This window comes from Leptospira perdikensis (assembly GCF_004769575.1).
GTDB classification, from domain to species: Bacteria; Spirochaetota; Leptospiria; order Leptospirales; family Leptospiraceae; genus Leptospira_A; species Leptospira_A perdikensis.
Genome location: NZ_RQGA01000003.1, coordinates 828,964 through 855,008 on the forward strand (window position 1 = coordinate 828,964; position 26,045 = coordinate 855,008).

General features: G+C 39.0%; 22 protein-coding genes. 10 read left to right on the top strand and 12 right to left on the bottom strand.

From position 1 onward, the window contains the following. Nucleotides 1-159: 159 nt before the first annotated feature. The 3 genes from EHQ49_RS05230 to EHQ49_RS05240 are packed head-to-tail and all read left to right on the top strand — an operon-like array spanning nt 160 to nt 1,774. Nucleotides 160-549, top strand: coding sequence for a hypothetical protein (locus tag EHQ49_RS05230; RefSeq protein ID WP_135577017.1), 390 nt, complete (start codon nt 160-162; stop codon nt 547-549). 3 nt (nt 550-552) lie between these two features. Further along, nucleotides 553-1,092 (top strand): hypothetical protein, encoded by a 540-nt coding sequence (locus EHQ49_RS05235; RefSeq protein ID WP_244241355.1) that lies wholly within the window; start codon nt 553-555, stop codon nt 1,090-1,092. 7 nt (nt 1,093-1,099) lie between these two features. Next, nucleotides 1,100-1,774 carry a hypothetical protein gene (locus tag EHQ49_RS05240; RefSeq protein WP_135577019.1) on the top strand — a complete coding sequence of 225 codons (675 nt, stop codon included), beginning with the start codon at nt 1,100-1,102 and terminating at the stop codon, nt 1,772-1,774. Here the strand turns inward: EHQ49_RS05240 and EHQ49_RS05245 are convergent. Both EHQ49_RS05245 and EHQ49_RS05250 read right to left on the bottom strand, forming a co-directional pair. Then, entirely contained in the window at nt 1,771-3,525 is a 1,755-nt protein-coding gene (locus EHQ49_RS05245; RefSeq protein ID WP_135577021.1) for a PP2C family protein-serine/threonine phosphatase, read from the bottom strand. The two genes, EHQ49_RS05240 and EHQ49_RS05245, sit on opposite strands and share 4 nt — an antisense overlap. After that, complete coding sequence (locus EHQ49_RS05250; protein ID WP_135577023.1) at nt 3,522-5,399, bottom strand: ABC-F family ATP-binding cassette domain-containing protein; 1,878 nt, start codon at nt 5,397-5,399, stop codon at nt 3,522-3,524. Before EHQ49_RS05250 ends, EHQ49_RS05245 begins: the two co-directional genes overlap by 4 nt. Before the next feature lie 142 nt (nt 5,400-5,541). On the opposite strand from EHQ49_RS05250, the gene epsC reads away from it, so the two are divergent. After that, complete coding sequence (epsC, locus tag EHQ49_RS05255) at nt 5,542-6,408, top strand: serine O-acetyltransferase EpsC (RefSeq protein WP_135577025.1); 867 nt, start codon at nt 5,542-5,544, stop codon at nt 6,406-6,408. A 1-nt stretch (nt 6,409) separates the two neighbouring features. On the opposite strand, the gene EHQ49_RS05260 is transcribed toward epsC, so the two are convergent. The 3 genes from EHQ49_RS05260 to EHQ49_RS05270 form a co-directional block, all read right to left on the bottom strand. Next, complete coding sequence (locus EHQ49_RS05260) at nt 6,410-7,933, bottom strand: family 2A encapsulin nanocompartment cargo protein cysteine desulfurase (protein WP_135577027.1); 1,524 nt, start codon at nt 7,931-7,933, stop codon at nt 6,410-6,412. After that, nucleotides 7,920-8,855, bottom strand: coding sequence for a family 2A encapsulin nanocompartment shell protein (locus EHQ49_RS05265; protein WP_135577029.1), 936 nt, complete (start codon nt 8,853-8,855; stop codon nt 7,920-7,922). Before EHQ49_RS05265 ends, EHQ49_RS05260 begins: the two co-directional genes overlap by 14 nt. Before the next feature lie 138 nt (nt 8,856-8,993). Then, on the bottom strand, nt 8,994-12,488 hold the full coding sequence (locus EHQ49_RS05270) for a PAS domain-containing hybrid sensor histidine kinase/response regulator (protein ID WP_135577031.1): 3,495 nt from the start codon (nt 12,486-12,488) through the stop codon (nt 8,994-8,996). A 56-nt stretch (nt 12,489-12,544) separates the two neighbouring features. Between EHQ49_RS05270 and EHQ49_RS05275 the strand changes: the two genes are divergently transcribed. The 4 genes from EHQ49_RS05275 to EHQ49_RS05290 all read left to right on the top strand — a co-directional run bounded on the left by EHQ49_RS05275 (nt 12,545) and on the right by EHQ49_RS05290 (nt 17,902). Next, complete coding sequence (locus EHQ49_RS05275) at nt 12,545-15,154, top strand: hypothetical protein (RefSeq protein ID WP_135577032.1); 2,610 nt, start codon at nt 12,545-12,547, stop codon at nt 15,152-15,154. A 172-nt stretch (nt 15,155-15,326) separates the two neighbouring features. Beyond that, entirely contained in the window at nt 15,327-16,697 is a 1,371-nt protein-coding gene (locus EHQ49_RS05280) for a hemolysin family protein (protein WP_135577035.1), read from the top strand. Continuing rightward, on the top strand, nt 16,698-17,228 hold the full coding sequence (locus tag EHQ49_RS05285) for a phosphopantothenoylcysteine decarboxylase (RefSeq protein WP_135577036.1): 531 nt from the start codon (nt 16,698-16,700) through the stop codon (nt 17,226-17,228). It begins immediately after the preceding gene. Next, nucleotides 17,225-17,902, top strand: coding sequence for a phosphopantothenoylcysteine decarboxylase domain-containing protein (locus EHQ49_RS05290; protein ID WP_135577038.1), 678 nt, complete (start codon nt 17,225-17,227; stop codon nt 17,900-17,902). Before EHQ49_RS05285 ends, EHQ49_RS05290 begins: the two co-directional genes overlap by 4 nt. Here the strand turns inward: EHQ49_RS05290 and EHQ49_RS05295 are convergent. Next, entirely contained in the window at nt 17,888-18,244 is a 357-nt protein-coding gene (locus EHQ49_RS05295) for a DMT family protein (protein WP_135577040.1), read from the bottom strand. The two genes, EHQ49_RS05290 and EHQ49_RS05295, sit on opposite strands and share 15 nt — an antisense overlap. A gap of 84 nt (nt 18,245-18,328) precedes the next feature. Further along, complete coding sequence (locus EHQ49_RS05300; protein ID WP_135577042.1) at nt 18,329-19,084, bottom strand: SIR2 family NAD-dependent protein deacylase; 756 nt, start codon at nt 19,082-19,084, stop codon at nt 18,329-18,331. A 74-nt stretch (nt 19,085-19,158) separates the two neighbouring features. Between EHQ49_RS05300 and EHQ49_RS05305 the strand changes: the two genes are divergently transcribed. After that, on the top strand, nt 19,159-20,316 hold the full coding sequence (locus tag EHQ49_RS05305; RefSeq protein ID WP_135577044.1) for an aminotransferase class I/II-fold pyridoxal phosphate-dependent enzyme: 1,158 nt from the start codon (nt 19,159-19,161) through the stop codon (nt 20,314-20,316). 3 nt (nt 20,317-20,319) lie between these two features. Here the strand turns inward: EHQ49_RS05305 and EHQ49_RS05310 are convergent, their stop codons facing one another. From EHQ49_RS05310 to EHQ49_RS05330, 5 genes are all read right to left on the bottom strand, one after another. Continuing rightward, nucleotides 20,320-20,877: a cytochrome c-type biogenesis protein gene (locus EHQ49_RS05310; RefSeq protein ID WP_135577759.1), complete on the bottom strand. Its 558-nt coding sequence runs from the start codon at nt 20,875-20,877 to the stop codon at nt 20,320-20,322. 111 nt (nt 20,878-20,988) lie between these two features. Beyond that, the gene (locus tag EHQ49_RS05315; protein ID WP_135577046.1) at nt 20,989-23,187 is read right to left on the bottom strand and encodes a heme lyase CcmF/NrfE family subunit; all 2,199 of its coding nucleotides are present in this window, start codon (nt 23,185-23,187) and stop codon (nt 20,989-20,991) included. Further along, nucleotides 23,184-23,576, bottom strand: coding sequence for a cytochrome c maturation protein CcmE domain-containing protein (locus EHQ49_RS05320; protein WP_135577048.1), 393 nt, complete (start codon nt 23,574-23,576; stop codon nt 23,184-23,186). Before EHQ49_RS05320 ends, EHQ49_RS05315 begins: the two co-directional genes overlap by 4 nt. A 99-nt stretch (nt 23,577-23,675) precedes the next feature. Continuing rightward, complete coding sequence (locus EHQ49_RS05325; RefSeq protein WP_135577050.1) at nt 23,676-24,452, bottom strand: YdcF family protein; 777 nt, start codon at nt 24,450-24,452, stop codon at nt 23,676-23,678. A gap of 30 nt (nt 24,453-24,482) precedes the next feature. Next, on the bottom strand, nt 24,483-24,884 hold the full coding sequence (locus EHQ49_RS05330; RefSeq protein ID WP_135577052.1) for a hypothetical protein: 402 nt from the start codon (nt 24,882-24,884) through the stop codon (nt 24,483-24,485). A gap of 123 nt (nt 24,885-25,007) precedes the next feature. Here EHQ49_RS05330 and EHQ49_RS05335 point away from each other — a divergent pair, with 123 nt between their 5' ends. Next, nucleotides 25,008-25,997, top strand: a complete 990-nt coding sequence (locus tag EHQ49_RS05335) for an MBL fold metallo-hydrolase (RefSeq protein WP_244241356.1) — start codon at nt 25,008-25,010, stop codon at nt 25,995-25,997. The last annotated feature ends 48 nt before the right edge of the window (nt 25,998-26,045 follow it).

Consider the following 26,045-nt stretch of genomic DNA (forward strand, 5'->3'; position numbering starts at 1 on the left):
GCGCCTTTCCTTGCTTGCTCCGGACTTTCGCGTTCGCTTCGGTCCTTCGGACGGCTTACACCTCCTCCGCATCAAGGGCGCATAAGAGACATAATATTTTCCGCGGCTCTTCTATCATTTTGATCCCACAAAAACCATTCGTATAGGTGTTATCCGCAAATGCGGAAACCCTCCATTGGAGAATGGGTTCAGACCTCTTATACTGAAACCATGATGAACAGAATCAATTTTGAATCCGTTGAAAACCTAAACCGTCAAAGATTTGTTAGGTTTATATGTTCCTTGTTTTTTGTCGGCCTTCTTGGTGGAGGTTGTGTCAGTTCGGAGTGGGCACATGACTCTCACCCAGATAGATACCGAGGAGGGAACGGACAAAACTTCCGAAACTACCCTTACCAATACCATAACGGGAATGGATACAATCATTATCCCTATAATGGTGGAAGGTCTTCTTTTCAATCTCCGCATCACGGTGGCGGACACAATCCCCTCCATGTACCAGCGGGAAGATACCACAATATGGGCAATCCCGGGAAATGGAGGTTATAGGACTTGGGAAAAAAAAATTCAATACAAATCTCTTCGGATATAAATACAAACTTTTGTACAGACTCTCCGAAGAGACTCAAGTTTCGTTTTCGTATTCTTTCTTTAGTTAGTTTTTTTCTTTTTGTTTCTGCATTTCTTTTCGTAGGTTGTGCCAGTCTATTGCCAGAAGAAAGAAGAATGTATCCGCATAATCCAGTTTCACTGCCTAACGGTATGAACATTCACAATTGGATCAATGCAAAAGAGACACAATTTAATGAGAGGTTCGGATCAAAACAAATCGGAGAAGCGGAATATAAATTCAATTTTTATCGCAAAGAACTTACTTCTATCGGCTCTTATATTTCCTGTACAGCAATGGTTCGAAGCAAAACGGCAACGCCAGTGGAACTCTACAATCTAGTATCTATGGTCAATTATGCAGACTATACTAAGTTTATGCGAAAAGGTGGCGACCTTGGTCCCATGAGTGAAAAGGAAAGTACAGAAATCCTCCTTCCTTGTATGGAAGAATTTTTAGAACCACCGAAAACAAAGGAATGATTGATTAGTGAAGTATCTTTATTTAAGTTTTCTTATTTTCTATGTTCATTGTTCCTTTGCTAATTTAGATCGTGGTTTAAAAAATTTTTCTAATGATTCTACAAAAGGAAAAATTAGTGATACGGTAACGATTCTGAACCAAAACAGAATTTATTTTCAACCAAGTTACAGGGGTTTGGTGGAGTCCAGGCCTCTATTTGGAGGTTCTCCCGCACAATATTTTGCTAAAAAACAAGAAGAAATCGGAAGGACTCGGTATCAATGGAAAGTGATTTCCATACATAATATCGATGAAAAAGAATTCCAACTGACAGATGTAAAAACAGATTATGTATTCTTCGTTACGGCAAACCGACCCCGAAGTGATTGGGAAGATGGTCGTTTGAGCCAAGTGTTTCAATTGGTGACTCTTTGTATCATTCCTTGTAAACAAAAAGTGACCTTGGATGTTACAGTGAAGTTATACCATAAAAATAGTTTGGTTTCTGAAAAAGTAAGTACTCATTCCGGAACTCGTTATTTGAGTCCCTGGTATCTTCCCTTTCCTTATCTTTTTGAAATGCGAGATTACGGAAACTTATCCAATGAACCTAGTATTTTCTCCGCATTGTATTTGCGTGGTTTTCAAGAAGCAACTGATCAGATTTATTTGGATTTTCCCAAAGAATCAAGAAATGATTAAACTTTAGCCCTTTCTTCTGTACTTCCCGTATAACGAATGAGGCCAAAAGTCAAATCATCCTGGATGGCTGTGATGCCTCCAGAAAGTTGAATGACAGATTGAAATACCTGGTCACGGATTTCGATTAAAGGAAGGCTTCGCATGTCACGGATCAAATGAAGTAGTCTTTCTTCTCCAAACATTTGAAACGACTCCGGTGCCCTAGCTTCAGTTAGGCCATCGGTTAACATCACTATTAAATCCCCTGTTTCTAATTGGAATTTTTCTTCTTCTGCAAGAATGGCAAAAATAGGAGTGATGATTCTTCCCATCGGTTTTAAACTAACAAGCGCTCCGGACTTTCGAATGATAAAAAGGGGAAAATGTCCTGCCCTTGCAAAAGTCAATGCCCCTGAATCAGTATGTAAGTGGAGTAAACTTGCGGTCACAAAATGTTCCCGAAGATTGGGAATGATTTGGTTACGAATCGATTCTAAATTTTCTTTTAAGTCGGAGGGATCTTCCTTCCACTTATCAAGCGAAGTTTTAACAAGGGCACTGAGTAGGGCTGCAGGAATCCCGTGACCGGAAACATCACAGATAAAAACACCTAACTCTAGTTTTTCGGGTCTCCAGACGATATCATACAAATCTCCCCCAACTTTCATCATAGGAATGTTTTTAAAAAGAATTTCCACTCCTTCGGGAGAAACTTCTTTTTGAGGGAAAAGAGATTCTTGGATCCTTTTGGCCATATCCAATTGTTTTTCTATTTCGCTTCTTTGTTCTTCGATGACAGCAGTTCTTTCTAAAACCTTTTTTTCTAGTTCTTCATTTGCTTTTTCTTTTAGTTCATTCAGCACTTGTAAGGACTTTAAAGAAGCTTGTTGGGCCCGTTCCCTTTCTCTGGTTGCTGTAACCAAAAAGTAAGCAATACCACTGATACAAAACAAAAACGCATCCAAAAAAATCAGTGAGTCGTTGATTGAAAGTCCACTTTCGTCTCTTCTGGCAAAAACACCTTTCCCTTCTATGGTGAGTGTAACGGCTGTAAATGCGAGTACAACGGTTGCCAACGTGGCACCGAATTGTCGAAAGCGAATGCTTGTGACAATTACAAAGGGAATCGGTAAAAAGAGAAGGGGCCACTCATCACTAAAAGCAATGGTTCCCGAAATATAAACCAAAACGATCCAAAGTAGCAGTTCAATTTGTTTATGAAGTTCCAACTTCAATTTGGCTTTGGGATGGAACCAAACATAGAGTAAAGGAGCAACAATGAGAAACCCCAACATTTCTCCCGAGAACCATGTAAAAAACACGTTGAAGTAAAGTTCTGTGGATAAAAAGTCCCAATACCATAAACTAGTGACACCAAGAACTGTACTAATAAACGATCCAGGAATGGTTCCTATACTTAGGAAATAAATTAAGTTTTTGGTAGAGTAAATGGGATCTGTTTTTTCAACCACTCGTTGGATGATTCTATAGTTGATATAACTGCTGAGTGTATTTCCAATTCCTATAATAAACGCTGTTTGAATGTGTGGGTTGTTAAAGAAGTTGGCTAAGGTCGCTCCTAGATAAATTCCAGGAAGAGCTACGGGCCCGAGAAGTAAGAGAGAAGCAAGGCCTACACCTTCTGGGGGCCAAACGGGAGACACTTGGCTATTTAAGAAGGCAATTTTAAAACCAATTTGTGCTGAGATGAAGTACCCAATAAAGATGATGGGTGTCCAAATAAAAATTCGTGTATAAAGGACAGTCCTCATTCGGAATGAAGCATTTCCCATTCCTCCATTTTGTAAAGAATTTCCGCTTCTATCTTTTGGATTTCTTCAGATATTTTTTGAAGTTCCGTATGATCATTTGCGAATGTACTCAATTTGGTTTCAAGTTCTTGTTTGGAAGATTCTAGTTTGGCAATCTCCGACTCTAATTTGGATAGTTTCTTTTGGTCTTGTTTGGATTTTTGTGGTTTGTCCGAAACTGTTGTCATTTGCGGAACTTCTTTTGGTTTTGGGGAACTTTGTTCGTTTTCTAATTCTAAAGAATCGGTTTCCAAGAAGGAAGAAAAGGTCCCTATGTAATGATCCAGTTTTCCTTCTTTTCGAAAAATGAGAAGGCTTTCTGCCGTACGATCGAGAAAGTAACGATCGTGAGAAACAATCACAACGGTGCCGGGGAATTCATCTAAAAAGGATTCTAAAACAGAAAGGGTCTGGATATCCAAATCGTTTGTTGGTTCATCTAAAATTAGAAAGTTTGGACCTGTCATTAGGATCTGAACGAGGAAAAGGCGGCGTCTTTCACCTCCAGATAGTTTGGCGATGGGTGTGTATTGTAATTTTCCATCAAAAAGAAACCTTTCCAACATTTTTGAGGCAGAAATTTTTTCTCCTGATTCGGTTTCGATCATTTCGCCGGCAACATCTTTGATATAATCTAATACATTTCTTTCTAGTGGAAGTTCGGAACTGGTTTGATCAAAATATCCTACCTTCGTGTTCATCCCTGGTTTGATAAATCCACTATCAGGTGTAATGCGACCTGCCATCAAATTCAAAAGTGTGGACTTCCCAATTCCGTTTGGTCCAATGATACCGAGTCTTTCTTTGGCTTTGAAAGTATATGTGAAATCATTGATGAGCAGTCGATCGGCGATTCCTTTTTTCAAATTATGAATTTCTAAAATGGTTTTCCCTTGGCGTTTGGCAGCAACACTCAGTTCTAAATCTTTTTGTATTTCTCGTTTTTCTCTATTTTGGAGGTCACTTGCACGATCAATCCTAGCTTTTTGTTTTGTGGATCGTGCTTTGGGTTGGCGTTTCAACCACTTCACTTCTTGTTTTAGAAATTGTTTGATTTTATCTTCTTGTTTCTGGAGGGTTTCTTCTCTTTCCACTTTTCGTTCTAAATAAATGGAATAGTTCCCTTCATAAACAAAATGACTGCCGCGATCCAGTTCCAAAATTTTAGTTACAATTCGATCTAAAAAATAACGATCGTGGGTGATGAGGAGGATGGCTTTGTCAAGTCCTGCTAAATAATCTTCTAACCATAAAATGGATTTTACATCTAAATGGTTTGTTGGCTCATCCAAAATGAGTAAATTACTTTCATCAATGAGTGATTTTGCGAGTTCTACTTTTTTAAGCATCCCACCCGACAACTCAGACATTTTTCTTTCTAACTTTTCAACACCTAACTCTTTTAATATGGACTTAACCTGTTGTTCGTAGTCCCATGCGGACAGTCTGTCCATTTCTTGGGAAATTTCTGTAAACTCATCATCTAGTCCTTCTTCTCCTTCACTCATTCGTTCGCAAATGTCTTCGTAACGGCGAATGGTTTTGACGAGTTTGTTATCTCCCTTATAAATATGGTCGAGGATAGTTTCGTTTTGATCAAAGACGGGATTTTGGTCGAGGATAGAAATTTTAAGATTATTGTTTTTAATGATTTGCCCGGAATCCGTTTCTTCTTTTCCAAGAAGGGCACGGAGTAGGGTGGATTTACCAGATCCATTGATACCAACGATGGCAAGTTTTTCTCCTTCACTGATAGAGAAATCAAGGTTTGAAAAAAGTTTTTTTTCGCCGATGGTTTTGGAAAGTTTGGAAACAGAGACTAGCACAATGTCCATGAGATGGAAATGGGGTCATTCGGACAATCTCATTCAATATTTTGTCATGAATGTACATCTGATTTATCAACTTTGATTTGGTTTTCGTTCTCCCAACAATTTTGCGAATTCTCTCATTTTCACAATCCCAGTTAGTAGGTATATGTTATCAAACGGACAAGATGAATTATATACTTCCATACTAAATCGCCAATCCATTCCGGAATCCGTGGTGGGAGGAAAACAAGTAGCAATTCGTTTTTTAGAAGAATTGTTTTCCATTCTTTTTTCTGGATACCATTCTGAACGTAACTTCACTTCCAAAGAGCAAATTATGGACCAATTGGAACTCTTTCGAATTCGTTGGAAGAACTTACTCGAACCTTATGCAACTTATGCGGATAAAGAACTGGGTCGTATTGTTGCGTTAGATGATATTTTACATAACTTTGTTGCCAAACTTCCTGGGTTATACCAATGGATGTGGGAAGATGCAGAAGCTGCTTTTTTAGGAGATCCTGCGGCAGAAAGTATCCATGAAGTGATTCTCGCCTATTCAGGGTTTTACGCTGGTGCAGTACACAGAGTTGCCAATTATTTTTTTAAGTCGTCTTTGCCTATTTTTCCAAAACTTTTGTCGGGTGTGGCTCATGAGGCAACTGGAATTGACATCCATCCTGGTGCGGAAATTGGAAGAGCCTTTTTTATGGATCATGGAACAGGGATTGTGATCGGAGAAACTACACAAATTGCTGATAATGTAAAGATATATCAGGGTGTGACTCTGGGAGCTTTGTCGGTAAACAAGTCTTTGGCGAAACAAAAACGCCATCCAACAATTGAAGAGGGTGTTGTGATTTATGCAGGAGCCACCATCCTCGGTGGAGAAACGGTGATTGGGAAACAATCCATTATCGGAGGGAATGCTTGGATTACCCAAAGCATTCCTCCATATTCCGTTGTGTATCAGAAATCAGAAGTGCGAGTTAGAAGTTCGAATGAAATCCAAGGTTTGGATTTCACCATTTGAACTAAATTCCGATTCGATTCTGACTTCCTAAGCCGTACAACACTCGGATGAGTGCATCAATGTCTTCACAAGAATTGTAAAAAGCAAGGGAAGGTCGCACTGTTGATTCCAATCCAAATCTTCTTAAGATTGGTTGGGCACAGTGGTGACCGGCACGCACAGCAATTCCTTCTTCCGCTAATTTTTTTCCAATCTCTTCTGTTTTGAATCCATCAATGACAAAGGATAACACACCCGCTTTGTCTTTGGCTGTTCCAATCAGACGTAGACCTGGAACCTTTAACAATTCTTTGGTGCCATATTCCAATAGATCGTGTTCGAAGGCTGAAATTTGTTTCATTCCAAATCGGTTCAGATATTCGATAGCAGCTCCAAGGCCTACAGCGTCGGCGATGTTTCCAGTTCCTGCTTCAAAACGGAACGGTGCTTCTTGGAAGGTAGTGTGATCAAAGTTGACATCTTTAATCATATTCCCTCCGCCTTGCCAAGGAGGTAAACTGTCGAGAATGGATTTTTTTCCATAAACCACACCAATGCCAGTCGGAGCAAAAAGTTTGTGACCACTAAAAACAAAGAAGTCGCAATCAATCTCCTGAACATTCACTGGCATATGTGATACGGACTGAGCTCCATCCACAATCACAAGGGCTCCTACTTTATGAGCAGACTTTGTCATCTCCTCTACGGGAACCACGGTTCCTAAAGCATTCGAAACTTGTGTGATGGATACAATTTTTGTTTTGGAGTTTAACAAACGTTCGTATTCACTTAGAATGATTTGTCCTGAATCATCTACGGGAGCCACTCGTAACTTTGCGCCTTTTTTAGCACAGACCATTTGCCAAGGAACAATGTTTGCGTGGTGTTCCAAATGAGTGATGAGTATTTCATCACCCGATTGGATGTGTTTGTCAGATAAAATATTGGAAAGGAGATTGATTCCTTCTGTGGTTCCTCTGACAAAAACAATTTCTTCAACGCTCCCGGCTCCAATAAACCCTTGGACAAGTGACCTTGCTTTTTCATAAGCATCGGTGGATCTTGCCGCCAGAGTATGGGCTGCACGATGGATATTGGAATTCTCATGTAGATAAAAATGAGATAATCTTTCTATCACCGAAGTTGGTTTTTGTGTGGTAGCTGCATTGTCGAGCCAAACCAAAGGTTTCCCATTGACTGTTTCGGTTAGGATCGGAAAATCTCTTCTTGCGGATGCGAGGTTCCCACCACCTGACTGAGGTAAACCGATACTTGGAAAAGACTGAAAATCAGAATAAGAAAAGCCTGTATCTGTTAATTTTAAGTCTTCTAAATAAGGTAAGGACTCTTTTGGTAAATTTTGCGAAGGTAAGGCATTTGATGGAAAACTCGCTGTAGGAACGTTACTTCCACCAAACGATTGCAAAACTCCAAACATTTCCTTCGCCATTTTTTCTAATGTTTTTTCATCAGGAAACTGAGAAGGAGAACCATTGATGAACGAGTCCGGTTTTAATTTTAAAAAACTCGGATCATTTGTATTCATAATAATTTCCCACATCTACATTGTCGAGTGCAGCAATCGCATCGTCAGTGAGTATGGCTGCTGAGCAGTAGAGTGAAATCAAATAGGATCCAATTGCTGATCGATTAATTCCCATAAAACGAACAGAAAGTCCCGGAGTTTGTTCCCCTGGCAGGTTGGATTGGTATAAACCTACAACCCCTTGTTTTTTTTCACCAACTCTTAAGAGTAAGATACTAGAAGTTCCTGCCGCAGACTTTGGATTTGTTTCACCATTCACAAGAAGTTTATCCGTAGGAATGAGTGGAAGTCCTCTCCAGGTTAGAAATTGTGCACCAAACAGAGTTACGGTGGCCGGTGGAACACCTCTTCTTGTACATTCACGACCAAAAGCAGCAATCGCTAGTGGGTGTGCTAAAAAGAAAGATGGTTCTTTCCAAACTTTTGTGATTAAATCATCTAAATCATCAGGAGTAGGAGGTCCTTTTCTTGTGTTAATTCTTTGATGAGCCGGAACGTTTTTTAATAATCCATAATCTTCATTATTGATGAGTTCCAATTCTTGTTTTTCTTTTACACTTTCAATGGCAAGTCTCAGTTGTTCATTGATTTGTTCATGTGGGGAACTGTATAAATCAGAAACTCTGGTTTGTACATCAAGGATTGTAGAAATTAAACTAAGAGTGTATTCACGAGGTTTTTCTTCATAGTTAACAAAAGTTTCTGGAAGTTCTTGTTCTCCCTTTTGTCCACAAAGTACATCCACTTGTGAATTGGATTTGACTCGGTTGACTCGGAGAACCCCTGCCTCTAAAGGTTTCCAATCAAGTAACCTAACTAAAAAACGTGGAGTGATTGCACCGTATTGTGCATTTGTTTTTACCGTATTTGCCAGTTGGCGTGCGGCTAAATCTCCCAAAGCGTGTTGGGTTTGTTCTGCCATAAATGACCTCTTTTTCGGAAATGGATCTTTAATGGTTGAATCACCACTACAGACCGAATACGAGAATCAATGGCTGTTATGAAAATAGGATTAAGTTTTGTGTGATATATTGTACAAATCGTCCATCTGACTAGCGGATTATTCGATTTGTAGCCAATGTTTCATTTTTTCCGCTATGGTTTTTAATACAACAGGTTTGGAAATATAATCGTTCATTCCACAATCGAGACAACGTTCTTCTTCACCTGACAGAGTACCGGCGGTGAGGGCAATGATAGGGACAAGTTTACCATTTTCTAGTTTCCGGATGGCTTTTGTCGCATCATAACCATTCATTTCTGGCATTTGTACATCCATAAATACCAATTGTGGTTCTGTTTGGATAAAGTTTTCTACGGCCAAAGACCCGTTCGCTGCTTCAATAATAATGGTTCCAGGTAAAGATTTTTGAACAATCGCTTTGGTTAACATCATGTTTACTGGATTGTCTTCAACAATCATTACCTTGATTTTCTCATTGGTTTGGATTGGGTGTACCGGTTCGTAATTTGATGTGGCAACTTCTGTAGTGTTACCGGAAATCAATTTGTCCAAACTTTCATAAAGAATGTTGGTTTGGATGGGTTTTAGTAAGACGGATTGTATGCCGATTTTTTGTGCTCTTTCATAGATACCTTCTTCATTGGAAGAAGTGTGTAGTGAGAAAAATGGTTTCTTAAAGTGTTTCGTTTCTGCCGTTTTTGAAAGGGTCTCAAAAAAATCGAGGCCACTCATTTCAGGCATATTAAAATCTGAGATGACTACATCGTAAAAAATTCCGGAATTGATTGCATCCAATGCTTTTTTGGGAGATCGAAAACTAGTTACTTCAATTCCTTTATGGGATAACATTTCTTCGATCACAAATAAGTTGGTTTCGTTATCATCCAATACCATCACTTTTTTGATTTTGTTTAGTTCTGGTTCTATATTTCTTTCATTGTCAGCAAGAGTTAGGATTTTGAAAAAGAAACGGGACCCTTTGTCTCGTTCCGATTCTAATTCCATTTTTGAATCAAATAGGTTTAGTAATTTGCTAGATATAGACAATCCTAAGCCGGTACCACCAAACTGACGTGTGGTGGATGTATCTGCTTGTGAAAAAACTTCGAAAATTTTATCTTTATTTTCTGGACTGATACCAATTCCAGTATCAATTACCTCAAATAAAAGTAGATATTCATTATTTCCCTTTGGTTCTGCAGAAATCTTGATTTGGATTTCACCTTTTAAGGTAAATTTTAAAGCATTACCAATTAAATTCAAAAGAATCTGCCTAAGTCGCAAAGAGTCTACAAATATGTTTCTTGGAACTTTTGGTGAAATATTGAGAATGAGCTCGAGTCCCTTTTCGTATGCTTTGTGTTTTACGATTTCTGCAATTTGATGGAGTAAGTCGTAAATGTTGATTCTCTCTTTATAGAGTTCCATCTTTCCTGATTCTATTTTTGAAAAATCTAATATATCGTTGATAAGATCCAGAAGGGAATTTGCCGAAAGATATACGGTTTCCATATATTTTTTCTGAACTTGGTTAAGATCAGTTCGCAGTAAAAGATCAGAAAAACCAATCACACCATTGAGTGGAGTTCGAATTTCGTGACTCATATTGGCGAGAAAATCTGATTTTGCTTGAGAGGCTTTTTCTGCATTTTCACGTGCCACGATAAGAGCTTGTTCAAGTAACTTTCGTTCTGTGATGTCGGTATGAGTCCCAATCATTCGAAGGGGTTTTTTATCTTCTGTCCATTCTGTGACTTTCCCTCGGTCTAAAATCCATTTATAAGTTCCGTCTTTACACAACATTCTGTGTTCATTGACGTAAACATTGGTTTTTCCATTAAAATGTTTCTCTAAAGCGGAAAAGTAATTTGGTTTGTCTTCTGGATGAACTCTTGATTCCCATTCGGATACATCTGCACCAATTTCTTCGTCAGAATAACCCAACATATTTTTCCATTGGTTGGAAAAGAAAACTTTGTTTGTTTGAGAATTCCAATCCCAAATACCATCTCCCGAACCCTCCAAAGCAAATTGCCAACGGCTTTCACTGGCACGTAACGCTTCTTCGGTGGCTTTATGGGCTGATATATCAATTCCAATTCCTAAATAACCAGTAATTTCACCTTTTTTGTTTTTGGTTGCAGTAGCAACCAGTTGGACGGGAAATTTGCTTTTGTCTTTTCGAACATAAGTCCATTCGTTAGAATCATATTCACCTAACTGTGCTTTGTATACAAAAGTTTCAAAGCCAGAAATGGGAACTCCAAATTTATTGGAAAGAACATTTGCTCGAGTTTGTATTTCTTCTGGTATGTGGAAAATGTCCGGAGAAGTTTTGCCAACAACTTCCTCGGCTTTGTATTGTAAATGGTACTCGGCACCTTTATTGAAATGGGTGATGATTCCATTCGTGTCTGTCCCTATGATGGTTACATGTGTTGTGGCATCAAGAATGGTTTCTAAATTGGCGAGAGCTTCTTCTCGTTGTAAATCTAAATGAACACTTCTTGTAATGTCTTGGAAACTTCCAAATACTCGAATGCATATCCCATCTTTAAATACAGAATGCCCGATGGTTCTTACCCATTTGAATTTTCCAGTAACTGTTTTTATCTGTAAAACTAAATCGTAGGAGGTTCCATTGGTTGCGGCTTCGTTAAAAGCAGATAATAAATGATTTCGATCTGATTCAATAGGGTAAAATTCAAAAGCTGTATTTAGTTCAGGGATATAGTCATCAGCTACTTCGTGGATTCGTTTTGTTTCTTTTGCCCAATATAATGTGTGATTGACCAAATCAACATCCCAGGCTCCCACGTTTGCTGCTGCGTTGGTTTCTTCAAAGAGAAGTTTGACCCTTGTTAATTCATCTCGTTGTTTAAGAATTTCTAATTCTTTATCCTTTCTGCCGGTGATATCAATGAGGTAAGAAATTTTTTCAGTGGGGAGGGAACTGAAATAACTAACAACACTATAATCGGAAACGTAAATATAGGTTCCGTCCTGTTTTTTGAATCTGTATTCTCTTTGGTAGGTACGTGATTTGTTTTTGATTTGTTCTCTTTCGTCTAGATGTGCTTTTTCAATATCATCTGGATGGATGAGGTCATCTGGTTTCAACATCCCTTTTTTAAAATCGCCAGTTTGATAACCTAGGTTGAGAGAAACGTTGGGAGATACATAAGTAGTTAAAAACTCAGAATCAAATTTAAATCGAAAGATTACATAAGGACCACTATCTAAAATTACATTTTCTATACTAAAATTAGGTTCTCCACGTAGAATCACACCGGGTGTATTTTTAGATTCCAAATACCTTCCTGAGATCCGAAAGGGATTTCCAAGAAGGCTTGTTGTGAATTGAAACGGAGTCCTTCTTGCTAATGTTTCTTGGCAAAGGTTGGTGAGGATGAGGGCATCTCTTGGAATGATGTGTAGGTCATTGATATGTTTTCCCGTAGAAATGGAATCAGGTGGCAGGTAGAGATTGGGAGAAGTGCGGGAAAATTGAATTTCTAAGAAGGGATCTACATAGATTAAAAATTCGTCAAAACTCTCCACAATGGACTGGTAGTTGAAACTTTCTGCCATGAATTGTTATGTCACTTGACCAAAAGGATTGGTCCTAAAGAATAATGGATACGATGATGAATCGCCTGTCACTTTCTATTTTTCTATGTTGTATTTCCGCACTTCCGGCGGGAAATTTAATGGGCCAATCCCAAAGAAATCATGGTTGGGTGGCATCGGGATCTTCCTCCAAACTCCTAATCCAAGGAAAAGAAATCTTAAATGCAAGGGACGAATTTCGATTTAAAAACCCGGAAGGAATGTCCCAAATCCAAGAGATCGACTACTATCTTATGTTAGGGGAATATTACCTACGCAAAAAAGATAAAGTGGGTATCGCCAATATCCTCTATGATTTGCGAACGAAAAAAGGAGAATATGCTTTTGCGGATTTTTTGCTGACTTCTCTTTGGAAACAGTCACAAGGTGAAGAGGTTCAAGCCATCAAGATTTTGGACAATTATATCCAAAAAGAACCCAACACTTATTTTCGCAACCTAGCAAAAAACATGCGAACTAATCTTTTCCAAACTGGGGAAGATGAAAAAAAGTCCATGATTCGAATGGACTGCCAAAAAAACAAACCTTACTATTCGTTATGTCGTGTATTCCGTTTACAATACTACATTGACCTTCCTTCCGGAAAGGAAAAGGATATGCACAAACATTTTGTGAACATTATCCGAGTCAGTTCACCTTTTTTTGAAGATCCTAATTTGGAATGGATTCCTCTACTCGATCGTATTGACGAAGATCTTCCCGCCAAACTATCTTTTCTTGGGTTTGTGAGAGAAGGAATCCATTTACAAAAAATGATTATGGATTTGGAAAGAATCACAGATGGATCCATTAGCGAAAATTCCAACGAACGGATGGCTTTTTTTCAAATTCTAGGTGGGGATTATTCGGGAGCAGAAGAGTCTTTGTTGAATTTCCTACGATCAGCAAAGGGAAAAAAAACTTCGATTCTGAATCGAGTGTATGTGAAGTTAGGTGCACTTGCTTATTTTCAAAAAGAATATAAAAAGTCTTTAGATTATTATCTAAAATTAGATTTAAACAATTGGTCAGCAGACATCCATCATCCATTTTTAAATGAACCAATGTCCATTACGGGTGTTAAGGATTTGATTTCTGTATCTTTATACAAAGTGAGTGGTCCTGAAGCCGCACTCAAGGCCTTACAAAAAATCCAAGATCCAGAAAAATTAACAGAATCAGACATCTGGCCCAAACTTAGAATTTCCCAAATGTTGATGGATCAAAATCCAGAGTTGTCCTCTCGAATGACAGACGAAATCATCTATATGGCCCAAGAAAAAAAATGGAGACGGTTGGAATATGCTGCGACCATCTTACAAGGGTATAACCAAATTTATAGAAAGGAATTTCGTAAGTCCACAATTGAGTTAACAAAGAGTAGGGGGATTTTGGATGAAGAAAATACTTTCTATGCAGCAGAGTTTCTCCGTAACTTTGGATTTGTTTTTGCACATACAGCTTCTGGTAAAAAAGGACCGGTGAATGGAAACATTCGTGATGGGGTAGCAGACTATCTTCAAAACAATGTTTACGAAGATTTATATTACATTCGCAATTACAGACCACTTGCATTTTCGACCGATTTGTTTTTTGAATATGCTCTTAGTCATTTGCGAGATGATAACGATGTTTGGGGACTTCTCGATTCTATATATAAATACAATTCCGTAAAGTGGATTCGTTCCCAGAAAGGAAATCCCCATTCCTTGTTTCAAATTCAATTCGTTGACAAACAATTTCAATACCTGTCAGGGTTTTCTACGGCACGAGAATCTAAGTTTTTTGATTCTACATATGCAGATAGCCGAGAAACGGAAAGTCAATTCCAGAAAAAAGCAGAAGAAGAGTCGGTTAAAAATTTAGAATCAGCAAAACTTCCCACCATACTTTTGTTACCCTATAAAGATGAGTTTTATCTTTTTACCTTCAATCCTAAAGAACACAAACGAAATCAACTTAGTTGGAAAGTAATTCGTTCCCAGAGGCCAGACACATCCGAGGTCATTGAATCAGTAAAAGAATTAGTGAGTTCAAACAAAGAGAACGACACTGTACAAATATATTTGAATGAATCTGGCGCCAGTTTGATGCGTTCTCTCAAAAAAGAAATGAAAGAGACTGGATTTGTTTTTTTCTTTTCTCTCCTCCCTCAATCGGACAGCCAAAAATCTTTAGGTGTGTATTCTTGGAAATGTCCAACCAATATACGTTCTTTGGAAGGGAAGGGAATGAATCTTGTCGAGACTGCTTATTTTGAAGGTTCTCGTATTTTAAAAGAAAAGGAAAGGTTACATCTTTGGGACTTTCCAACAAACGCTGGTTCAGTGAACTCTGTAACCAACCTTTCTTGGTCCTGTAAAACGGAAACGGGAAATGTAGAAGAGATCCCTTTTTTGAAATTATTTCGTAGGATCGATTACCGAACCGTGCCGAGAATGGTTGTTTATACCGAACGGGTTCTTGGAAAATCCTGGTCTGATTATTCTTGGCACTACAATTGGTTGCATTTTTGGTTTCGATCGGGAACTAAGAAGATTGGTTACCTTCCCACATTCCCGGTTTTGGATTCTGGGTCCGTTTCGGTCCTTTCCGATCCGGCACGTTATCGTGAAGATGGGGTTTGGATCCAAGCCACAGCCCAGTGATTGTGACATAATCTTTGAAGAGTTTTTTAGACGAACTTCCCATTCCTTTGGATTTCCGGCAAAAATAGGCCAAAATTATAGGCGACAGTGGGAGATCGGTCCAAAATACTTAATTCTATTCCTCATACGCAATGGACCCTGATCATAATACTTTAGTGGTGTTCGAGTTTCTATGGAAATAATCGGCATCTTTCTCATCCTTCTCCTCGTCTTTGTCAATGGTTTCTTCGTAGCAGCTGAGTTTGCCATGGTTTCCATCCGCCCCTCTCGCCTAGAGGAGCTCGTCAAAGAAAACAGAGCTATGGCTCATATTACCAAAAAGGCCGTCTCTAAAATTGATGATATGTTATCGGTTTGCCAAGTGGGAATCACAGTCGCAAGCCTACTTCTTGGTTGGATTGGTGAGGCCTTGTTTGCCAGTGTTGTTTCTGGCTTCCTTCATATGTTCCATATCGAATTGGATCTTGTGACCATCCATAGTATTTCCATTGGAGTTTCCTTTACTCTGATCACACTATTGCATGTGATTTTGGGAGAGTTGGTTCCTAAAACTCTTGCCATTCAAAACACAGAAGCAATCGCTCTTGGGGTTTCTGCTCCCATGTGGTTGTTCTACTATTTATTTTTTCCAGTGACATTCATTATGAATCGTTTGGCTGGAGGAATTCTCACTTTATTCCGATTACAACGGACAGGTGACAAGTATGTTCACTCTGCAGAAGAGTTGATGATCATCATCGAAGAACAAAGGAAACAAGGTCGGATTGACAATGCTGAGATGCAACTCATCCAAAAGACTTTTGATTTTTCCGAACACACTGCTAAAGATGTAATGACACATCGGCTTTCTATCATTGGAATTCCGCAAGAGTCTACAATTGATAAAATGCTTCCACTGATTGCTGAACATAACTTTTCACGTTACCCCGTATATGATCAAACTTTGGATCGAATTGTGGGTATTGTCCATGTGCAGAAATACTTAAAGTGGCAAGCGGCCCATCTTTCCGCCAAAGGCAAAAAAGAAAAAATTACAGTAATTATGGAAAAGGATTTTGTAAAAGTTCCTGAATCTATGTCCATTGAACGCGTGATGACAAAACTCCGTGAGAAAAAACAACATATGGCAATCATCATTGATGAATATGGTGGTGTATCCGGTTTACTTACCTTAGAAGATATTATTGAAGAATTTTTTGGTGAAATTCGTGATGAAACAGATACCGATGAAGTGGACGTTACCTCAAAGAATAAAAAAACAAAAGCCATTACCTTGGATGGAGAAACAGAACTTTCGAGTTTGTCTGGGATCTTAGAAGGGGAAGAACCTTCCGATATGGAAGAAGTCAGAACCATCGCCGGTTATTTTATGGAAAAGAATGAAGATATGCCTAAGGAAGGTAGTATCGTTCAAATCAAAAAAGGAAGTCTTAAGGTAAAAAAAATGGAAGGGAATAAAATCATTTCTATTTTGTTTACCCCGAAATTAGAAGAAGACAACGATTCCGAAATGGACCGAGAACTCTCTTACGAGGACAGATAGATGAAAGAAATTGTAATTGCCGTTTCTGGATCCATAGCTTCATATAAAGCTTGTGATTTGGTGAGAGGACTTACCAAACAAGGATATCCTGTCCGTGTGATTATGACTTCCAACGCTACAAAGTTTGTTGGAAAAATTACCTTTGAAGCTTTGACCGGAAAACCCGTTCGTGTAGATGAATTTGATACAGGTATGGCCCATATCGAAATCAAAAACATTGCCTCTGTTTTTGCTGTTGTTCCGGCTTCTGCTAATATCATCGGAAAAATGGCAAATGGAATTGCTGACGATTTAGTCACTTCCACTTATCTTGCCTGCACCTCTCCTGTGTTAGTTGCCCCTTCTATGAATCCTGGAATGTATTTACATCCGGCCGTCCAAAGGAATTTAAAAACTTTGGAAAAGGATGGTGTGACGATAGTTTCCCCCGACAAAGGGATTGTTGTTTGTGGTGATGAAGGATACGGAAAATTAGCAACCGTGGAATCCATCACAGAACAAGTTATCAAACTTCACACTTCGAATTCATGAACTTAAAATTCAAACGAGTTATAGTTACCTCTGGTCCAACTCGGGAATGGATTGACCCAGTTCGTTATATTTCCAATGCCTCTTCTGGAAAGATGGGTTATGAAATTGCTAAATCCTTTTTATTGTATCCTGTCGAAGTCGTTTACATTCACGGAAATACATTAGAACGATACGCTAATGTAGCAGGCGCTAAACGAAATGTCGAAGTCGAAACTACCATACAGTTACGAGATGCGGTTTTGTCTGAAATCACGGCAGATAGTTTACTGGTGATGGCAGCAGCTCCTGCCGATTTTCGTCCCATCATGACCGCAGAACATAAAATTAAAAAAGAAAAAACTTCTGAAGGAACCAAAGGTCTTCTTCTCGAGTTAGAAGAAAATCCTGATGTTTTACAACAAGTTACAGAGTATGTTTCTGAACACAAAATAGAGAATTCGATTCGGGTTGGATTTGCTGCTGAAACTAGAGAATTAGAAAGGTATGCAAAAGACAAACTCCAGAGAAAAGGCCTTCACTTCATAGTAGGAAATTATGTGGGTTCGGGTAAAGGATTTGGAGAAGTGGATTCAAGTGTTCGTATTTTTAGTGCCAATGGTTTGGAAAAAGAAATTGGACCCCTGCCAAAAGAAAAAATCGCAGAGGCACTTGTACAATTTTTAGTGTCCGTTTGATTTGTTCCCAAAACCAAATGCAAAGTATCCCGCAAGAAGAATCAATCCAAAACTTACTATATAATTCCATTTGAGTCGTTCTCCCAAGAAAAGGGTTGCGAACAGAATGAACACAAAAATGGTAATCACTTCTTGGATGATTTTTAATTGGAAACCTTCAAATTTGTAAACGGTAAATCCAATTCGATTGGCAGGAACCATCAAAACATATTCAAAGAATGCAATTCCCCAAGAAAAGAGAACAATATAAAACATATGGCTGGATTTTGCATACTTCAAATGCCCATACCAGGCAAAGGTCATAAAGATATTGGAAAGTATCAGTAGGATGATGGTGATCATAGCAATCTCTTTTTAATCTATTTATATTTCGATGTTTTGTTGTAGAAAAACATAATGTTTTTCTTTTTAGATTCTAGTTCCATTTTATTTAGATAGGGTATCGGGAAAAACTTCTTTAAAAATTTCTGGAAGGATTTCTCCCGACTTCCCTCCAAAATGAAGTTGTAAGGATGGGGTGAGAGATGTTGTTTCTGGATTGATTTCAATTCCGATAGCACCATTACGAATGGCAGTCAGTGCTAAATTGGCTGGAACCGAAACATTTGCACTGGTTCCAATCACAAAGACAACGTGTGCGATTTTACTTTGTTCCCAGGCTTTAGTAAGCAGTTTATTGTCATAACCTTCGCCAAACCAAACAATGTCGGGACGTAATAAGGATTCACAAGTCGTACAATACTTTAAACCAGGTGAATTTAAACCATCTTCGTCCAGATGGTATTTGGCCTGACAGTTTGTACAACGCGCACGGAAAATATTCCCATGAATTTCTAGAAGGTTTTTACTACCAGCTTTTGGATGAAGGCCATCCACATTTTGGGTGATTAGGTTTATCGACGGGGAAGTTGATTGCCATTTTGCAATAGTTAGGTGGCCTTCGTTTGGTTTTGCCTCACGACAAATTCCTCGTCTCCAGTCATACCATTCCCAAACGACTTCAGGATGTCTTGCGAAGGCTTCGGGAGTGGCCAGTTCCTCTGCCTTAAAAGTTTTCCAATACCCACCCTCTCCACGAAATGTAGGAATCCCACTTTCGCTAGAAATACCTGCTCCCGTAAGGAATAAAATATTTTTCGCAGAACGGATTCGATGGATCGCATCGGGTGGAAGGAGGCTCATCTAAGGGATCATTCTAACAAAATGGGTAAAAAATTAAATCGGAAAAATATCTGGACCAAGAAAACTGGTAGGCAATGGCAAATCATTGGGAAGAAGTCCAAAAAAAACTAGATTCCATTCACGAAAAACAATTGTTTAGGGAAACTCGTATCTACCAAGGAATTGATTTTTGTTCAAACGACTATATGGGTTTGGCGACTAATCCGAGTATGTTGGAATTTTTTCAATCGCAAAAGGAAATTTATCCTTTTGGGTCTACCGCTTCGCGTTTGGTTCGGGGAAATGCCTCATCGATGGATAGATTTGAAAATGAGTTTGCCAACTTTGTGGAAGGGGAGGCAGCTCTCCTAGTTTCTACTGGTTTTACTGCTAATTTTGGTCTTTTGGATTCCATTGCCGCCCCCGACTGTTATGTGTTTACCGATCGTTTGAACCACGCCTCTATTCTTGATGGGATCCGTATCTCAGGCGCTCAGAAAAAATACTACAACCATCTAGATCTAAACCACTTACGCTCTTTATTAGAGAAAGCTCATTTGGAAGATCCTACAGGTAAAAAGAAACGAATCGTTGTGACCGAATCTTTATTTAGTATGGATGGCGATTCTCCAGATTTAAAAACCCTACTTTCTTTAAAGAAAGAATTTGGATTTGTTCTTGTTTTGGATGAAGCCCATGCTTTTGGGATTTATGGAACTAGAGGGAAAGGACTTGTTTTTCAGGATCTAGATCTTTCGGAGATTCAATCCATCGATTACCGAGTGTACACACTTGGAAAATCATTGGGTTTAGAAGGTGGAATCATTGTTACAAAAAAAATTGGTCGCGATCATCTAGTCAATGTCATGCGGTCTTTTATTTTTTCTACTGCTCCCCTTCCTATGGTTTCGAAACTTGCTTCTTTTGCGCTTTCTTTACTCGCTACTATGGACAAAGAGAGAGAAAATCTTTTATCTCTTGCAAACCTGCTCAAAGAATCACTCAAACAAAATGGATTTGAAATTACCAATTCCACATCCCATATCATTCCATTGTTATTGGATACAGAGAAACAGGCTTTATTTTATGCGGGATATTTACAGGATCGAGGATTGGATGTGAGGGCCATTCGCCCCCCGACGGTTTCCACTCCTCGTTTGAGAATTAGTTTGAACGCAAAACTAAAGTTAGAGGACATCCACCGTTTGGTCGAAGAACTCATCCTGGTTCGTAAGCAGTGGAATTCCCTCTAAGATTTAAGATTCTTCTTCGAATTTGCGGATTTTGTTTTTGATATCTTCGGTGGTAGATTTTTTGTCATTACCAGATGAAGCAGGATTTGCCTGAGCCTGTTCCTTCTTTTTTCTAGTTCCAAATTTATAAATTCCAAAAAGCCCAAGAACACCTAGCGCAAATAAGGTGAAATTGATCCAAGTTCCATCGGGTTGGGCTAGAATTTTTGGTCCAAAACCATAGACTATAGAATCGACCATTCCTTGGTTTCCATTTTCTTTGAACATCACTACGATCGGATCTAACAAAACAGAGTCACCAAAACCATTTTCCATTTTTGAAATGATTTCTTCTTCTTTCATCCCATCTTTGATTCGATTTTCAATAAAGGTTTTGAGGTAACTGGAAGCTGCACACATATTGAAAGAACAGGATTGGATCGGAAGACTTGGTAAACAAATACAACGAATTTGTTCTGTCACTTTTAAGAAGGTTTGGATTTGTGTTTCGTCTTTTAGGTTGGTAGTGGTTTTTTGTGCTAAAAGAAGGTTTGGCAAAAGGAAACAACCAAAGGCAATCATCCAAACTGTCGACGGAAATGTTCTTAGATTCACTTTTCTGAAAAAACCAAATGGTTTTGCGATGTTTGTAATTTGGTTTTCTTTGTGATAATAATAATTCAGACTCATCGTTTAACCTACCGACTTCTTTTTATTTTCTCCCATAGGGAGTAATAAAAAAATCCCTGTTAGGAAATATAAAAGAGAGCCAAGCCAAATTAGTTTCACTAGAGGGTTTACCCAAACTTCTAAGTTCGCAACAATCTGTCTTGGAAAGTTGAGAAAGAATTTGAGTTTGTCCATTTCACTGCCAGGTGTGAAGTAATACTGCATAAACATCAAAGGAAGGTCTGGGTTTTCTGACTTTAGGTCCGAGGTTTCGATAGCACCAAGTTGGATATAAAAATCTTCTTTAGCCATAGAAAGGATGGCAGGTTCGCTCGTTGGAATGTGTGTTTCGAAATCTCCAGTTAGGTGAGAGATTTGTGGATAAAACCTACGTTCTGTTATGAGATCAGAAAGTTTGTCTGTCCCTCGAAAAATTCCATAAGTTCCTTCTTGAGAAACAATCACGTTTTGGATGTTTGGTTCTCCACCAAGTCCAGAAATTAAGACAGGTTTTAGTTTCAGAGTAGAGGCTTCAATTTGATAACCACCGATCATCGCTTTGTCGATGGATTGGTAAACAATTTCTTCTGATGTAGGTGGTTGGAGTTCATAAAAGAAACGAACTGATGTATTGATTTTGAATGCATTTCCTGCATAACCAATAAAGATCAGAACCAGTGAAAAATGTACTAAATAACCACCGTACCGCCGTTTGTTTTTGAGTAACATTCGGTATCCAGCAAGTAAGATATTTTCGTTTTTAAATTCTTCGCGGCGTGCTCTGATCCCTCGATAGTATTCTTGGATGATTCCTGAAATAGTAAATACACCGATAGTAACCGTCAGAACCGAATAGATCTCTGCTAAAACATCTCCATACTTACTGTCTGGTTTGGTAAAGTTTTGGGAATAAAAAAGGATATACAATCCGCCACCCACAAGTCCTGCAATAAAGGGTTTAAGAAGGGTTGAAAAAAATACGGCTCCTGCACCCTTTCTCCAAGCAAGGAGTGGGGCTGCTCCCATAAGGAGTAATAGAAAAATTCCCGCAGGAACTCCCCAAGAATTAAACCAAGGAGCTTTGAATTCTTTTCCATACAGAAGTGGTGAAAAGACACCTAAGAGAATGGCTGCTGTCGAAAGAACTAGTAAAAAGTTATTCAAAAGAAAACTTCCTTCTTTGGAAGTAATGGCTTCTAAGTTTCTTTCTGGTGTTAGGTGTTTTCTTCTATAAATTACAAAACCAGTAAAAAATAGAAAACTACCAATGATATAAACGATAAAAGGTGTTCCAATCGTAGACTTAGAAAAACTATGTGGTCCTTCCAAAACTCCCGAACGAGTGATCCAAGTTCCAAGTAAACTAAAGTGGAAAGCAAGGATGACAAGTAACATATTCCAGAACTTTAACATCCCTCTACGTTCTTGGATCACGACAGAATGTACGAAAGCACTGGTGAGAAGCCAAGGCATAAGGGAGGCATTTTCTACAGGATCCCAAGCCCAGTATCCACCCCAACCTAACTCTTCATAGGCCCACTTAGATCCGAGTAAAATTCCTGTTCCAAGAAAAAACCAAGAAAACAAAGTCCATTTACGAATGAACTTCATCCAATCTTCAGAGAGTTGCCCCGACACAAGAGCAGACATCGCAATGGCAAAAGGAATGGAGATACTGACATAACCAATATAAAGAATTGGCGGATGGATGATCATCGCCCAATGTTGGAGGAGGGGATTGAGGCCTCGACCCGCAGCCGCTTCCGGAACAAATTCACGAAATGGTTGGGCATCTCCATAAAAAACAGCGAGGAAAGAAAAAAATCCAGAAAGGACCGCTAGAATAAGATTCATCATCGGGATTCTATCTTCGATGGACTTACGTGTTTGCCATAATACGATGAATGTGAATACGTTTAGAATTAAATTCCAAAATAACAAACTTCCAGAAGACCCTGACCAAATGGATGTCATTTTATAAAATAACGGCAGGTGTTCGCTGGAATGCATCACCACATAATAGTTGCTATAGTCGGACCTAACAAGTTGTGTGAGTAAAACAACAAAGGTCAGGACAATGACAAATGGGTTTGTCATTAATGCAAGACGACCAAGTTCAACGGCTTTTCGTTCTTGTTTATAAATTCCGTAGATGGTTTGTAATGCGGAAAAAACTAAAATGGCGAGAGAGGCGGCAAGAAGGATGGTTCCTAAATTATTCATTTTTCCTCAGCGTAACCCGCTTCGTATTTAGAAGCACATTTTGCTTCCACATGACTCGCGATGAGAACTCCATGATCTAACTTTCCATCCACTCGGGCTCTTGCTCCTTCTTTAAAGGCATCCGGCAAAAGAGTGGCTCCGGTGAAATGGACAGGAATGATCTGATCATTCAGTTCCAAATCAAATTTGGCTTTTTTCCCTTCTCGGACAAGGCTCCCCACTTTCACAAATCCTCGCACACGAAGATTTTGGTCTGAGTATTTGGTCTGGTTTGCGGCTAGTTCCGATGCATCCAAAAGAAGATAGGAAGTTTCCTGCGAGGAAAAATAAGCGATCCCGCCGAGTGAGAGTCCAATGAGGAATAAAAGAGTTAAAAACTTACGATTCATAGTCCATTCTTTAGACGGATTCCCGTCTTTCCTCTAGGCTCTCTGATTGCAGGTTTCGGTCAAACAAAAAGGTCTTCAAAAGCAGCAGAATTAGAATCGTTATAAATAACCTTTGGCACGATAGACAAAATAACCCACCCATTCTTTGATTCCGAGCGAGGTTTGTTCTAGAAACCCTGCAGAGGGAATGTACAACTCAAAGGCACCTGATTTTAGATCGTTTGTGCGGTAATCTGTCGGGTAAGAAGTAAATGAGATGTTTTGTTTTTCAAAACATCCCGCGGCACGTTTCATATGAAAGGCAGAGGTAATCAGAACCGCAGATTCTAATTTTTTTTCAACCAAGAGTTTCTTCGTTTCGACAGCATTTTCATAAGTGTTTCGAGATTGGTTTTCCCAAATTAAATCTTTTTCAGGAACCCCAAGATCCAAAAACAATTCCTTTGCAAGGTCTGCTTCTTTGTAGGTATTTGCAAATAAAAGTCCAGATCCTCCAGTAAACAAAATCTTTTTTACTTTTCCTGCTTTATAAAGGCGGATGGCATCTGTCAGACGATCGGCGGAGTCTGTGAGTTCTGGCCTTCCTGGATGTACGGATATGGTTTGAATCATTCCACCTAACACGATTGCTACGTCTGATTTCGGTACATTGGAAATGGATACAGGAGGGAAATCTTTTTCTAAAGAATGAACAATGAAATTCGCAATATATGCGTTAGATGAAAGATATAAAAATAAAAGGATTTGGAAAAACCGAAATTTTCCATGTCCTGATTTGGTTTTTAGTAAGAGTAATAAAGCGAAAAGGAAAAAAATGGGAAGAGGGTAGAGTAGGATGGTGCCGAGTTTGGAAAGGGTAAAAAAGATAGAATCCATAGAGAATAGGATTCGTATGCCATAGAAATCTTACCAGTCTAAATCAGGGCCGAGAACCCCAATTCCACTTCCCCAATATTGGGAAGGGTGTGGGTAACGAACAGAGACTCCCAAAGGAGAACGCGAATATTTCCAATCCCGTGCAATTTGTTTTCGTTGTTGGATTTGTTCTTCGGGAACCGAGGTTTCAATTTTATTTAAATAAGCTTTGGTGATATCTACCCATTCTTTGATGGCAGATGGATTTTGTTTTTTTAAATCTTGGATGAGAATTCTTAATTCAAATTCTGCGTCTTCTCTGAGGTCTCGGGAAATTTCTGAAACTTCCGCGTTCGCTCCAAAGACAGTTTCACTTCCTTCCGTCCGGTCGACTGTATCTCGCCATTTTGCATAGGCAATCATCAAAGTTTTGGTTTCTTCATACCTAAACATAGTAACAAAAGGATCGTTCTCAATTCTAAAAAACGCAATCGAAAATTCCCAACGTACGAAGTTTGTTTCCGTCTAATCCTCGTGAAGTCCCTATACTTAACCTCCTTTTTGGTTCTATTCACTTTGTCCTGTTTTGCGGACGGTAGTGTTCGCAAATCCCACCACACAGAAAACGGATTCAAAAATCCAAACCCTAACTTTGAAACCAAAGGTTTTTGGAATGTAATCGTTTGGCAATTCCAAAGGTTCCAGTTGCCTAATAGTTTGGATCCGGCTGATTATCCTCCCTTTCCTGTTGTCGGGAATGATGGATTGCAACTCAAAGCCAATACCTCCCAACTTTCGGTGACTTGGATTGGTCATGCAACTACCCTCGTTCAAATCGATGGAGTGAATATCCTAACAGATCCTATTTGGAGCGAAAGGTGTTCGCCTATCAGTTTCATTGGCCCCAAACGTTACACTCCTCCAGGAATCAAAATAGAAGATCTTCCTAAGATTGATATTGTGATTCTATCGCATAATCATTATGATCATACGGACTTACCAACACTCCGACAATTAGAAGAGAAATTCCATCCACTGGTTCTGACAGGACTTGGTAACAAGAAATTATTGTTAGGTGAAGGAATGAAAAATGTAAAGGAAATGGATTGGTGGGATGAAACAAAAACGAAAGATTTAACCATCACTTTCACTCCAACCCAACACTTTAGTGGGAGGGGTTTACTCGATCGGAATGAAACTCTCTGGGGAAGTTACTTCATTTCAGGAAAAAAAGAGAAAGTTTACTTCGGGGGTGACACCGGCTATTATAGCCATTTTCGTGAAATTTCAGAACGATTGGGACCTATTGATGTGGCGATTTTGCCTGTGGGAGCAACGGAACCTCGCTGGATGATGCAACCCGTACACGTGGATCCAAAAGAAACGGTTCAGGCTTTTGTTGATTTGAAGGCCAAGTATTTGGTTCCTATGCACTATATGACCTTTGTTCTCTCGGATGAGGCTTTGGATTCTCCTGTGCCCCGCACCAAAGAGGAGCTAAAACGATCGGGAATCTCCGAAGGACAATTTGTTCCTTTAAAAATTGGAGAATCTCGGTTTTTTTAGTTCCACGAGGTTTCGATTTTAGGTAAGCTGTCCTAAAAAAAATAGGAT

Excerpts from the sequence above, each read along its gene's own strand:
- EHQ49_RS05300 (WP_135577042.1), bottom strand. The coding sequence starts at position 19,084 with ATGAGCCTCCTTCCACCCGATGCGATCCATCGAATCCGTTCTGCGAAA.
- EHQ49_RS05290 (WP_135577038.1), top strand. The coding sequence starts at position 17,225 with ATGAACTTAAAATTCAAACGAGTTATAGTTACCTCTGGTCCAACTCGG.
- epsC (WP_135577025.1), top strand. The coding sequence starts at position 5,542 with ATGTTATCAAACGGACAAGATGAATTATATACTTCCATACTAAATCGC.
- EHQ49_RS05330 (WP_135577052.1), bottom strand. The coding sequence starts at position 24,884 with ATGTTTAGGTATGAAGAAACCAAAACTTTGATGATTGCCTATGCAAAA.
- EHQ49_RS05230 (WP_135577017.1), top strand. The coding sequence starts at position 160 with ATGCGGAAACCCTCCATTGGAGAATGGGTTCAGACCTCTTATACTGAA.
- EHQ49_RS05320 (WP_135577048.1), bottom strand. The coding sequence starts at position 23,576 with ATGAATCGTAAGTTTTTAACTCTTTTATTCCTCATTGGACTCTCACTC.
- EHQ49_RS05325 (WP_135577050.1), bottom strand. The coding sequence starts at position 24,452 with ATGGATTCTATCTTTTTTACCCTTTCCAAACTCGGCACCATCCTACTC.
- EHQ49_RS05275 (WP_135577032.1), top strand. The coding sequence starts at position 12,545 with ATGAATCGCCTGTCACTTTCTATTTTTCTATGTTGTATTTCCGCACTT.
- EHQ49_RS05295 (WP_135577040.1), bottom strand. The coding sequence starts at position 18,244 with ATGATCACCATCATCCTACTGATACTTTCCAATATCTTTATGACCTTT.
- EHQ49_RS05280 (WP_135577035.1), top strand. The coding sequence starts at position 15,327 with ATGGAAATAATCGGCATCTTTCTCATCCTTCTCCTCGTCTTTGTCAAT.
- EHQ49_RS05245 (WP_135577021.1), bottom strand. The coding sequence starts at position 3,525 with ATGAGGACTGTCCTTTATACACGAATTTTTATTTGGACACCCATCATC.
- EHQ49_RS05315 (WP_135577046.1), bottom strand. The coding sequence starts at position 23,187 with ATGAATAATTTAGGAACCATCCTTCTTGCCGCCTCTCTCGCCATTTTA.
- EHQ49_RS05310 (WP_135577759.1), bottom strand. The coding sequence starts at position 20,877 with ATGATTGCCTTTGGTTGTTTCCTTTTGCCAAACCTTCTTTTAGCACAA.
- EHQ49_RS05285 (WP_135577036.1), top strand. The coding sequence starts at position 16,698 with ATGAAAGAAATTGTAATTGCCGTTTCTGGATCCATAGCTTCATATAAA.
- EHQ49_RS05250 (WP_135577023.1), bottom strand. The coding sequence starts at position 5,399 with ATGGACATTGTGCTAGTCTCTGTTTCCAAACTTTCCAAAACCATCGGC.
- EHQ49_RS05270 (WP_135577031.1), bottom strand. The coding sequence starts at position 12,488 with ATGGCAGAAAGTTTCAACTACCAGTCCATTGTGGAGAGTTTTGACGAA.
- EHQ49_RS05265 (WP_135577029.1), bottom strand. The coding sequence starts at position 8,855 with ATGGCAGAACAAACCCAACACGCTTTGGGAGATTTAGCCGCACGCCAA.
- EHQ49_RS05260 (WP_135577027.1), bottom strand. The coding sequence starts at position 7,933 with ATGAATACAAATGATCCGAGTTTTTTAAAATTAAAACCGGACTCGTTC.
- EHQ49_RS05305 (WP_135577044.1), top strand. The coding sequence starts at position 19,159 with ATGGCAAATCATTGGGAAGAAGTCCAAAAAAAACTAGATTCCATTCAC.